This is a genomic window from Rhizocola hellebori (assembly GCF_016862955.1).
In the GTDB taxonomy this organism is placed as follows: domain Bacteria; phylum Actinomycetota; class Actinomycetes; order Mycobacteriales; family Micromonosporaceae; genus Rhizocola; species Rhizocola hellebori.
The window spans coordinates 1-10645 of the sequence record NZ_BONY01000149.1; the positions used below are offsets into that span (position 1 = coordinate 1).

Below are 10645 nucleotides of genomic sequence, written 5' to 3' on the forward strand. Positions count from 1 at the left end.
GGCGTGCTAGAGGTCGTGGTGTATCCGATCGGTCAGTGTCGACAATGGACGGCCGCCGCCGCCCCAGCGCCGGGCGATGATCTCGGCTGCCACGCTCACGGCCGTTTCCTCCGGGGTACGGGCGCCGAGATCGAGGCCGATCGGAGAGGCGAGCTGCGCGAGCTGCTTGTCGGTGACCCCGGCTTCACGCAGCCGGGCCATCCGGTCGTCATGGGTGCGCCGCGACCCCATCGCCCCCACATAGGCGAATTCGTGACTCAGCGCCACCTGCAACACCGGCACATCGAACTTGTTGTCATGGGTCAGCACACAGATCACCGTGCGCTGATCCACCCGGCCCTTCTCCAGCTCACCGGTGAGATAGCGGTGCGGCCAGTCGACCACGACCTCGGCCCCCGGGAATCGCTTCGGCGTGGCGAAGACCGGCCTCGCGTCACAGACCGTTACCTCGTACCCCATAAAAGAACCGATGCGGGCAACAGCCGCGGCGAAGTCAATTGCGCCAAACACCAGCATCCTGGGCTTCGGGGCGAAGCTGGCCACAAACAGGGTCAGACCGTCGCCGAGCCTTTCCCCGTCAAGGCCGTAGCGCAGCTTGCCGGTGAGGCCGGAGGCGAGCATGCCGCGCACGTCGTCGGTGGTGGCGTCGTTGAGGCGATCGGAGCCGAGGCTGCCCGAAACGCGGTCGTGCCAGATCACCAGGCGCTTGCCGATCTGGTCCGGCCGCCCGTCGATGATGGTGGCCACCGCCACCGGCTCACCGGCGGCCACCGCTTCGGCCACCATGTCCAACTGCGGAAACGACTCCTGGTCTATCCGCTCCACGAACAGCTCGATGGTCCCGCCGCAGGTGAGGCCGACGGCGAAGGCGTCGTCATCGCTGACCCCGTATTTGGGCAGCTGCGGCTGACCGGTCTGGATCACCTCGGTGCCCAGCTCGTAGACGGCGGCTTCGACGCAGCCACCCGAGACGCTGCCCACCGCCGTGCCCTCCGGGCCGACCAGCATCGCCGCGCCGGGCTGCCGGGGCGCGCTCGACCATGTCTGCACCACGGTGGCCATGCCCACCGGCCGGCCGGATCGCCACCAGGCCAGCAGCTCGTCAAGCACCTCGCGCATGCCGCATCATCTCCGTCCCAGCAGGACATTGGCAAATGGCACTATGCCTCGTCCCGGTGCTTTCTGTGTTCGGCCACCAAACCCTTTGGCGCGGATAGGGTCCACGCCTCATCTAGCAACTCTGCCAGCTCTTCGGGCCGGATGCGGGCAAGCTGGATCTCCACCCAGCCGAACCTGCCCGAGGTGTGCGAGGCGGAAAACGTCTTCGGATCATGCTCGATCAGGGCGGCCTGTTCCTGGCGCATCGCCTTGAGCAGCACCACGTCGTTGTCCTGTGAGAGGTAGCCGAAGCTCTTGCCGCGCACCTTCAGCGCCCGGTGCTCGTCCCACTCGTGCAGCTGCACCTCAGGTAGCTCCAATGCTATTTCCAGCAGCCGCTGCATGCTGATGCCAACAGTCATCGTCAGCTCCAGATAGTCACATAGACCGCGCTCAGGTCGATGAGCGTCACGGCACCACGATAGTCCTAGGTCTACGCTGGTGGTGTATGCACGATCGTCCCGTCCGGCTGGCCATGTCCCTAAGGAGCAAAGGTGCGCCGAAGCGAGCTAATGAGCCGGGCAGAAGACCTGCGCCTGGCACGCACCCCATATGTGCTGGCGACGGTGGTCCGCGTGCAGAGGCCCACCAGCGCCAAGGCCGGTGATTGTGCCCTGATGCTGGCCGACGGCACGCTCGACGGCTTCATCGGCGGCGACTGCGCCGAGTCGACCGTGCGCCTGCAGGGGCTGCGGCTCTTGGAAACGGGCGCGTCCACCCTGCTGCGGATCACCCCGGAGCCCGAGTCCCAGCGCGAGGAAGAGGGACTCGTGGTGGTCAACAACCCGTGCCTGTCCGGCGGCAGCTTGGAAATCTTCCTGGAGGCCATGCTTCCGGCCCCGCTGATCTACGTGTTCGGGGATTCTCCGGTGGCGCGGGCCCTGGAGACGATCGGCAACGCCGCCGGTTACGACGTCCGTACCCATCCGGTCGATCGGATAACTACCCTGCCGCCGGACGTGTCGGCCGTCGTGGTGGCCTCGCACGGCGGCGACGAGGAGCATCTCCTCGAGGCCGCGCTTCACGCCCAGGTGCCCTACCTCGCTTTGGTGGCAAGCCACAAGCGCGGCGACGCGGTCCTGGCCAGCGTCAACGCCACGCGCGAGCGCATCCACACCCCGGCCGGCCTTGACATAGGCGCCCGCACCGCCCCCGAGGTCGCCATCTCCATCCTCGCCGAGCTCATCGCCCACACCCCGCACATCGCCGCCCACCCCGTCGAGCCTGCGGACTCTCCCGCCACCCCCAGCCCTGCCACCGTCCCAGGCTCTGCCGCGCCGGTCGCGGCCACGCCCGCCGTGGTGGCTGAACGCTTGGGCGTCGCCGGTCGCACGGCCACCGCCGGCGTCCGTTTCGGGGGACCCGGCGGGCTGATGGAGTCCGCTGCCAGGCGCGTGCTTCCCATGGCACCAAACGAAACCGCCATCGACCCGGTCTGCCGCATGGAGGTCGCCATCACCGCCACCGCGCTGCGTGCCGAGCACGCCGGGAGGAGCTACTACTTCTGCGCCTCGGGTTGCAAGGCCAGCTTCGTCAAAGACCCCGACGCCTATCTGCCCAGCCATGCCTGAGCTGCCCGATCTGGCGACGCTGACCGCCGACCTCGACCGCGCGGGCTACCTGGTGTCGCCTTCGCTTGCCACAGCGCTGTTCCTGGCTGTCCAAATGGGACAGCCGATCCTGCTCGAAGGGGAGCCCGGCGTCGGCAAGACCGAGGCCGCCAAGGCACTGGCCACCGCCTTGGACACCAAACTCGTTCGGCTGCAATGCTACGAAGGCCTCACCGCCGCCGAAGCCCTGTACGAGTGGAACTATCCCCGGCAGCTCCTCGGCATCCGCCTGGCCGAAGCCCGGGGCGCTGATCTGCACGACGAAGACCTCTTCAGCGACGCCTACCTGCTGCCGCGACCGCTGCTCACCGCCATCGAACACCCCGGCCCTCGCCCGGCCGTGCTGCTGATCGACGAGGTGGACCGCGCCGACGACGAATTCGAGGCCTTCCTCTTCGAGACCCTCGCCGAGTCGAGCGTCACCATTCCCGAGCTGGGCACCCGCAAGGCCGTGCTGCCGCCGATCGCCATCCTCACCTCCAACCGCACCCGCGATCTGCACGACGCGTTGCGCCGCCGCTGCCTGTACCACTGGATCGACTACCCACCCGACTCGCGCGTGGCCGAGATCGTCCGCCGCCGGGTTCCGGCAGCCTCCGCCTACCTCGCCGAACAGGTCGCCAACGGCGTCTCCCGGCTGCGGGGGCTGGGCCTGACCAAACCACCAGGCGTGGCCGAGGCCATCAACTGGGCTGCCGCTGCCATCCTGCTTGGCCTGCCGGCCTTGACCGTCGAGGGCGCATCAGCCACGTTGGGCACGGTTCTCAAGCATGCCGAGGATCATTCCGTGGTACTGGAAAACGGCCTGGCAAAGATCGTCGATGGCTGACCTGGCCGAGGTGACCGCACGGTTCGCCGTGGCGCTGCGCGCCGCGGGCCTGTCCACCGGTCCCGACCGGGTGGCCCGCTTCACCCGCGCGGTGACCCTGGTCGCGCCGGAAACCGTTGCGCAGCTTCGCTATTGCGCCCACGCCACGCTCGCCACCACGCCGGCCGACATCGCCATCCTCGACCCGGTCTTCGACGCCATCTTCGCCGGTTCCGATTCCCCGGACTCCCCGTCCAGCCGGACACACCGCCCCACCACGCGCCCCACCGAAGTCACCGCTTCGGAAGCCGCAGGTGACGACGCCGACCCCGACTCCGAGTCACCGGCCGCCATCTACGCGAGTGCGGTAGAGCGCTTGCGGCACAAGGACTTCAGCACGCTCACCGCCGAGGAGCTCGATCTGCTCGCGGCCGCGATGAGCTCGCTGCGGCTGTCGCCTCCGCTTCGCCGCTCCCGCCGCTATCGCCGTTCGATGACCGGGCCCCGGCTGGACCTGCGCACCACTTTGCGTATGGCGCAACGCTTCGGCGGCGATCCGGTCAAGCTCGTGCGCCGCCGCCACACCCTGCGCCCGCGCCGCCTGGTCATGCTCTGCGACATTTCCGGCTCCATGGAACCCTACGCACGAGCCATGATCCAGCTGCTCTACTGCGCCAGCACCGGCACCAGGGCCGAGGTTTTCAGCTTCGCCACCCGCCTGACCCGGCTGACACCGGCTCTTTCCCAGCGCTCCCCCGCCCGTGCCCTCGCCCAGGCCGGCCGGCTGGCCCCGGACTGGTCCGGTGGCACCAAAATCGGCTTGGCCGTCAAGGACTTCCTCGACCGTTTCGGCCGGGCAGGCATGGCCCGCGGCGCGGTGGTGCTCATCATCTCCGACGGCTGGGAGACCGGCGACCCCAGCGTGCTCGGCACCCAGATGGCCCGGCTGTCGCGGGTGGCCCACCGCATCATCTGGGTCAACCCCCGTACCCAGAGCCCGCACTATCAGCCCCTCGTGGGTGGAATGGCGGCTGCCTGGCCGCATTGCGACGCGGTGGTCAGCGCCCACTCCCTGGACGCCCTCGGCACCCTGGTCGCGGCCATCGCGGCAGCTCCCTAGGCGCGGCCGACCCAGGTGGCGACGCACGCCTCGTTGCCTTCGGCGTCGGCCAGCACCCACCACTTCGGCGCGTGCGCATCGGAGACCAACCGGCCGCCCGCCGCCAGGGCGGCGGCTATCCGGGCCTCGGCTTGGTCGTGCGGCACGGCAATGTCGAGGTGCATGCGGTTGCGCTGTGGCCGCGCCGCGGTCATTTGCTGCAACCCGAAGCCGGGGCCGCGGTTCGCCGGGTCGAAAAGATAGTCGTCGCCGATCTGGTGGTAGCCGAGCAGCGCCCGCCAGAACGGCAGCACCTCCGCGCCGGCGAGCGCGTCGAGAGTGACATTGATCAGCTGCACCGCCGCCGGGTCGGCGACGAGGCCCAATTCCTTGGCAGCGGCGGAGATCCGCCGGGCCAGCGCGATGTCGCGCCGCTTCAGGCTCACCGTGACGCCCGCGTGGCGCAGGTCGACGTTGACGATCTGCTGTTCGCTCTCATCGGCGAGCCGCCCGATCTCGTCCACCAGCGCGACGCCCTGGGCCAGCGAGCCGGTCGGAAAATGGGCCGAGACCAGATGGTAAAGGCAGCGCCAGTCGTCCACGCCGTCGGCCGCATGGAACTGCCCGGCCGTGATCTGGTTAGTAGCTGAACTCACGGTCACTGCCCTCGGGCCACACGATCACCAGGTCGGCGTCCTCGTCGCTGGTGTCCCGCCGGGCGATGAGCGCGACCTCGAGGAGGTCGAATTCGTCCACAATGGAGTGAACGGCCGCAAATGCTTGCTGCCAATGCTCCGGAGCCACGTAGGCGAACAGGTTCATGGTGCCGCTGCCTATGTCGCCGCCGTCGAACTCACCCAGCTCCAACTCGGCCAGCTTGGCCTCGATCGCGTCGCCCAGACGGTTTCGCAAATCCAGATCGTCCTCGGCCAGACCCATCGGCAGCTGTACCACGATCTGCTCGGTGAGCTCATCAACTTCGTCGTCCACTGTTCCCCCCTCCGCCGGGCATCCTACCGGCTGTCGTGATTGGCTAGCCGACGTGACTGGTTTCAATGATCCGGCGTTCTTCGGCGACCGCTACGCCGACCGGTACGACGAGTTCACCTCGCTGGACCCGGCGCCAGCCGTCGCCTTCCTCGCCGGCCTCGCCCGGGGCGATGCCCGTGTCCTGGAGCTGGCCATCGGGACCGGCCGAGTGGCCATCCCGCTGGCCGAGCGCGGCTACACGGTCGAAGGGATAGACGGCTCGGCGGCGATGATCGAGCGGATGCACGCCAAGGCTGGCGGGCGGGCGATCCGCGCGGTGGTGGGTGACATGGCGGACGTGGCCGGTGTCGAAGGCCCGTACCAGTTGGCGTTCCTTGTGTACAACACGATTTTCAACCTCCCCAGCCAGGCGCGTCAGGTCGACTGCTTCCGCAATGTGGCCGAGGTGCTGGAGACGGGTGGGCTGTTCGTCATCGAATGTTTCATCCAGAACGTGGCTGACTTCGATCGCGGGCAACGGGTCGCGACGCGGTTCCTCTCCGAGGACGCGGTCAACATGGAGTTCATGCTGCACGACCCGGTGGCGCAGACGGTCACCTATCAGCGGGTCACCTTCGACGAGCGCGGCACCACCCTGAATCCGTTGCGGCTGCGCTACTGCTGGCCCAGCGAGCTGGATCTGATGGCCCAGCTGGCCGGCATGCATCTGCGCGAGCGTTACAGCGACTGGGACCGCAGCCCGTTCACCGCGGCCAGCACGCGCCACGTCTCGGTCTACGAAAAGCGCTGAGGGTCCTCGGCCGGGCTGTGGCCATTCAGGTGGCGCGCCCGGTCTAGGCCGCCAACGTCTCGCACCCGCTGACCGATGGCCGAGTTCAGCGCCTGCTGGATCGGCGCGCTGCCCGCGAGCGCCTGTGCACCGCCGCGTACCAGATCTCCGGCTGCGCGTGAGGCGCTGCGGCCCAGCTCGCCGGCCTGCGCCGCACCTGCCTGGCCGGCGACCCGGGCCAGCTGGGTGGTCCGCAGGGCGAGTTCGACAGCGCCGCCCGGCACCCTGGCCACCAGCGCCCGGCGCACCACCACGGTGCCCGACATCCGATCGATGATCGTGCGACGACGCCGCCCGAGCACCGCCAGCGCGTTGATCCAGAACGCCACCACCGCGGCCGCCCAGACCAGCATGCCGAGGAAGAACTGCCCCACCACGACCAGCACCAGCGCGACGCTGACCAGGCCGGTCTCCAGGAAGGTCGTGCTGCACGCGCGGCGCAGCACCCGGCGGCCCCGCAGCCGTGGCGTGCCCGGCACCGCCAGCCCGAAGCGGACTCCGGTGAGCATCTTGCCGACGGTACGGCCGCGCCAGGCCAGCATGACCGCCTGATAGAGGAACTGCAGCATCGGTATTGCCAGCAGGGCGCCGATCAGCGGCGCGGCGAAGCCCAGCCACTCCTTCGACGCGACCGTTCCCAGGGCGCCCGCGCCGGAGCCGTGCTGGGTGATCAGCTTGACCAGCTGGGACCACCCGAACTGGGCCGCCACCGCGCCCAGGTAACCCGGCAGGCCGTGCACGAGCACCGAGATGGCGAGTGCCACCAGGATTCCCGCCGGGATCATGACGATGGTGTAGTCGACGAGCCAGGCCAGCACGCGACGGGTGACCGAGGCCGGGACGGGTTCTGAAGCCACCAGTGCTTGGGAGACAGGCATGTCCGAGCTCGATCCAATCTCAGGCCTTTGTCAATTAGGTCGACGCTCACCGTAGTTGACCTGGATGAGCCGTGTATATCGTTGCTCCCTCCACATCGCAGTGACCGGCCGACCTAGCCCAAGCGGGTGAACCCGCCACATCACCATCTACATTGGACACCGTGCCCGACTTAACCCGATCTAGGGCGAACTGGGCGATGTCTGGTACATAATGGTCGGCAGGACACATCAGTGGAGGTTCTCCCATGATCACCGTTGGCCTGCTCGCCACCATCGAAGCCAAACCTGAGCACGCGCAGGAGGTGGCAGACCTGCTCGCCTCGGCGCAGCAGCTTGCCGAGCAGGAGGACGGCACCGTGGTCTGGTTCGCCTTCCAGACCGGCCCGACATCGTTCGGCGTCTTCGACGCGTTCCCCAGCGATGCCGCGCGGCAGGCCCATCTCAACGGCCAGATCGCGGCGGCCCTGATGGCGATCGCGGGCGAGAAGCTGTCCTCGCCCCCGGACATCAAGGCAGTCGACATCCTCGCCAGGAAGATCACCCTCGACGGCTGACCAGCCCCTCGACTGGGCGGGCTGCGGGCCGTAGGCTGCCAAAATGGCGGCCAAAGAGGACCTTGTCAATGTGGTGACCGCGCAGCACGCGGGCGTGCGCGCCGATCTGGAAGAGCTGGTCCGGCTGCCCAGCATCGCCTTCGATGGCTTCGACCTCACGCAGGTGGACCGGTCGGCCGAGCTGGTGGCGCGGCTGTTTCGCGAAGCGGGCGTGGAAAACGCGCGCCCGGAACGGGTAGGCGATGGGCGCCCCGCCGTCATCGGCCGCCGAGCCGCGCCGCCCGGCGCGCCAACGGTTTTGCTCTACGCGCATCACGACGTGCAGCCGGTGGGTGATCTGTCGCAATGGGACAGTGAGCCGTTCGAGCCCGTCGAGCGCAACGGCCGCCTCTACGGGCGCGGCGCAGCCGACGACAAGGCGGGCGTGATGGCTCACGTCGCGGCGTTGCGCGCCTTCGGCGGCAGCCCACCGGTGGGAATCTCCCTCTTCATCGAGGGCGAGGAGGAGTACAGCACCGCATCGCTGCGGCCGCTGCTGGAGAAGCATCGCGAGGAGCTGGCACCCGACGTCATCGTGGTCGCCGACTCGGCCAACTGGGCGGTCGGCCAGCCGGCCCTGACCACGTCGCTGCGCGGCGGTGTCAGCGTTCTGGTGCAGGTGCGCACGGCCAAACACGCGGTGCACAGCGGGATCTTCGGCGGGGTGGCACCCGATGCGCTGACAGCGCTGTGCCGGCTGCTGGCCACGCTGCACGACGACGCGGGCGATCCCGCGGTGGCGGGTCTGGTGCGCGGCGATGCCGCCAAGTTGGACTATCCGGAGGAGCGCTTCCGTGCGGAGGCGGGGTTGCTCGATTCGGTCCACCTGATCGGGACGGGTTCGATCCCCGAACGGCTATGGGCCAGACCCGCCATCACCGTGGTGGGCATCGACGCGCCTCCCATCGCCAGCGCCCCCAACGCCTTGAGCCCGGTGGCCACGGCCAAGGTCTCGCTGCGCCTGGCCCCGGGCGAGAACGCCGAGCGCGCCTTCGGGCTGTTGCGCGACCACCTGATGACACATGCGCCGTGGGGGGCCGAGGTGACGGTGACGAAGCGCTTCAGCGGCCAGCCCTGGAGCGTCTCCGGCGACATCCGGATCCTCGACGCCGCACGCGCGGCGTTCGCCACCGCATGGCAGGGCACCGCGCCGGTCGACATGGGCATGGGCGGCTCCATCCCCGTGGTCGACATCTTCGCCGAGCTGTACCCCGACGCCACCATCCTGGTGACCGGCGTCGAGGATCCCGACTCACGCGCCCACGGCGCCAACGAAAGCCTGCACCTTGGCGACTTCGCCAAGGTGTGCCTCGCCGAGGCGCTGCTACTGTCCAATGTGGCCGAAGTGGCCCGATAGCGTTTCAGCCCTTGCGTTTGGCGATGACGATGTCGGGTTCGTCGGCGCCCACCGGCACGAAACCCGCCGCGTCAAGCTGCTCGTCAAGCTCGGCCTCGGTTGCCAGGTAACCGGTGAACGTTTCGCTGGCTTCGCGGATCAGCGCGCCTTCCCGGCTGACGCGGTAGACGAAGCGCCATTGCACGGTCCGGACGTCGAGCTCGGTGCAGATCACCTCGCCGCTGTAGGTGTCGCCGCCCAGCTCCAGGCGGGCCAGGTCGCTGCGGCCCGGGTCGTGGCGGGCCGGAGGACGTTGCAGGACAAGGGTTCCGCCCGCCACCATGGCTCGGGCGAGCGCGCCCAGCGCGCGCGAACGAGCCTTATGGTCAAGACACGCCAAGGTGTTCAGACACCAACCGAAGTCGGCGACCCGGGTCAGACCCAGCTCCTCTATTCGCCGGGCATGCACCCGAACCCTTGCCAGTTCTTCTTTCCGGCCCGCCAACCGGCTGAGCAGGATGGCCCGCATCTGCGCCGCCGGCTCGATCGCGTGGACCGTGACCTCGCAGAGGCGGGCCAGTCTGGCCGTGACCAGGCCCGTGCCCGCCCCTGCGTCGATGACTCCTATTTTGGGTACGCCGAGCCACCGGCCCAGGAGGCGCTGCGCCACCGAGTCCTCCTGCGTCGCCTGCAGCAGGTCGTAGAACTCGGCCGTCACCTGGTAAGCGTGGCCTTCGGTCATACGATGATCTTAGACGACTGAGAAGAAGGTGATCATCGTACACGTCAGCTTCGAGCCGGACACCGTGCAATGCGGCGGCACACTGGTCCAGGAGAAGCCGATCGGCGCCCAGATCGACGTCGTGTGGGTCAGGGCGAAGTTCGCGCCCGGTACCGTGACATAAATGCCGTAGGCAGTTCCGGAGAGCGAGAGAATCTTGGTAAAGGTGTTGCTCGCCACCGGTATTGAGCCCGGCGTCGGCGTGATCGCCGCAGTGCCGTTCATCTTCATCGCCCGCGTGCAGCTCGTGCTACCACCAAAGATGATGGCCGCATCGCCCTCGGGGTAGACGTAGGTGCTGGCATAACCCGAAGCACCGCAGGTCTCGACGGTGCCCCCGGCACTGGTGGCGACCGCATCCGGCATTCCTACGACGAAGTTGGCGTCCGCACTGGCCGGCTGAGCCGACAGCACGATGGTCAGCGCGGCGACCGCGAATGCGGTGGCAAGCGCGCCCAATCTACGCATGGCAAATCCTTTCCGGTAGTGAAGCGATTGCCACGCAGGCTAAGCACCCCCGATTGTCTGGCGATGGTTTGCGCCGATCTTCAACCCTGATTTTT

The 10645-nt window shown here is 68.4% G+C and carries 13 protein-coding genes; 6 read left to right on the top strand and 7 right to left on the bottom strand.

Annotation, left to right across the window (positions count from 1 at the left end):
* Positions 1 to 6 precede the first annotated feature (6 nt).
* A complete protein-coding gene (locus Rhe02_RS48345) occupies positions 7 to 1119 on the bottom strand; it encodes an XdhC family protein (protein WP_203915347.1) in 1113 nt (370 codons plus the stop codon).
* A gap of 41 nt (positions 1120 to 1160) precedes the next feature.
* Positions 1161 to 1520: an MmcQ/YjbR family DNA-binding protein gene (locus Rhe02_RS48350; RefSeq protein WP_203915348.1), complete on the bottom strand. Its 360-nt coding sequence runs from the start codon at positions 1518 to 1520 to the stop codon at positions 1161 to 1163.
* A gap of 132 nt (positions 1521 to 1652) precedes the next feature.
* On the opposite strand from Rhe02_RS48350, the gene Rhe02_RS48355 reads away from it, so the two are divergent.
* The 3 genes from Rhe02_RS48355 to Rhe02_RS48365 are packed head-to-tail and all read left to right on the top strand — an operon-like array spanning position 1653 to position 4696.
* Positions 1653 to 2729 carry an XdhC family protein gene (locus tag Rhe02_RS48355; protein WP_203915349.1) on the top strand — a complete coding sequence of 359 codons (1077 nt, stop codon included), beginning with the start codon at positions 1653 to 1655 and terminating at the stop codon, positions 2727 to 2729.
* Positions 2722 to 3597, top strand: a complete 876-nt coding sequence (locus tag Rhe02_RS48360) for an AAA family ATPase (RefSeq protein ID WP_203915350.1) — start codon at positions 2722 to 2724, stop codon at positions 3595 to 3597. Before Rhe02_RS48355 ends, Rhe02_RS48360 begins: the two co-directional genes overlap by 8 nt.
* Positions 3590 to 4696, top strand: coding sequence for a vWA domain-containing protein (locus Rhe02_RS48365; protein ID WP_203915351.1), 1107 nt, complete (start codon positions 3590 to 3592; stop codon positions 4694 to 4696). Before Rhe02_RS48360 ends, Rhe02_RS48365 begins: the two co-directional genes overlap by 8 nt.
* On the opposite strand, the gene Rhe02_RS48370 is transcribed toward Rhe02_RS48365, so the two are convergent.
* Both Rhe02_RS48370 and Rhe02_RS48375 read right to left on the bottom strand, forming a co-directional pair.
* On the bottom strand, positions 4693 to 5331 hold the full coding sequence (locus tag Rhe02_RS48370) for a 4a-hydroxytetrahydrobiopterin dehydratase family protein (RefSeq protein WP_203915352.1): 639 nt from the start codon (positions 5329 to 5331) through the stop codon (positions 4693 to 4695). The genes Rhe02_RS48365 and Rhe02_RS48370 overlap by 4 nt on opposite strands.
* Positions 5315 to 5665 (bottom strand): hypothetical protein, encoded by a 351-nt coding sequence (locus tag Rhe02_RS48375; RefSeq protein WP_203915353.1) that lies wholly within the window; start codon positions 5663 to 5665, stop codon positions 5315 to 5317. Before Rhe02_RS48375 ends, Rhe02_RS48370 begins: the two co-directional genes overlap by 17 nt.
* 52 nt (positions 5666 to 5717) lie before the next feature.
* On the opposite strand from Rhe02_RS48375, the gene Rhe02_RS48380 reads away from it, so the two are divergent.
* Positions 5718 to 6455 carry a class I SAM-dependent DNA methyltransferase gene (locus Rhe02_RS48380; protein WP_203915354.1) on the top strand — a complete coding sequence of 246 codons (738 nt, stop codon included), beginning with the start codon at positions 5718 to 5720 and terminating at the stop codon, positions 6453 to 6455.
* On the opposite strand, the gene Rhe02_RS48385 is transcribed toward Rhe02_RS48380, so the two are convergent.
* Positions 6440 to 7372: an RDD family protein gene (locus Rhe02_RS48385; RefSeq protein WP_203915355.1), complete on the bottom strand. Its 933-nt coding sequence runs from the start codon at positions 7370 to 7372 to the stop codon at positions 6440 to 6442. The two genes, Rhe02_RS48380 and Rhe02_RS48385, sit on opposite strands and share 16 nt — an antisense overlap.
* A gap of 245 nt (positions 7373 to 7617) precedes the next feature.
* Between Rhe02_RS48385 and Rhe02_RS48390 the strand changes: the two genes are divergently transcribed.
* Both Rhe02_RS48390 and Rhe02_RS48395 read left to right on the top strand, forming a co-directional pair.
* Positions 7618 to 7926 (top strand): putative quinol monooxygenase, encoded by a 309-nt coding sequence (locus Rhe02_RS48390; RefSeq protein WP_203915356.1) that lies wholly within the window; start codon positions 7618 to 7620, stop codon positions 7924 to 7926.
* A gap of 43 nt (positions 7927 to 7969) precedes the next feature.
* Entirely contained in the window at positions 7970 to 9322 is a 1353-nt protein-coding gene (locus Rhe02_RS48395; protein WP_203915357.1) for a dipeptidase, read from the top strand.
* 4 nt (positions 9323 to 9326) lie between these two features.
* Here the strand turns inward: Rhe02_RS48395 and Rhe02_RS48400 are convergent, their stop codons facing one another.
* Positions 9327 to 10043 (bottom strand): class I SAM-dependent methyltransferase, encoded by a 717-nt coding sequence (locus tag Rhe02_RS48400; RefSeq protein WP_203915358.1) that lies wholly within the window; start codon positions 10041 to 10043, stop codon positions 9327 to 9329.
* Positions 10044 to 10052: 9 nt separating this feature from the next.
* On the bottom strand, positions 10053 to 10550 hold the full coding sequence (locus Rhe02_RS48405) for a hypothetical protein (RefSeq protein ID WP_203915359.1): 498 nt from the start codon (positions 10548 to 10550) through the stop codon (positions 10053 to 10055).
* Positions 10551 to 10645 lie beyond the last annotated feature (95 nt).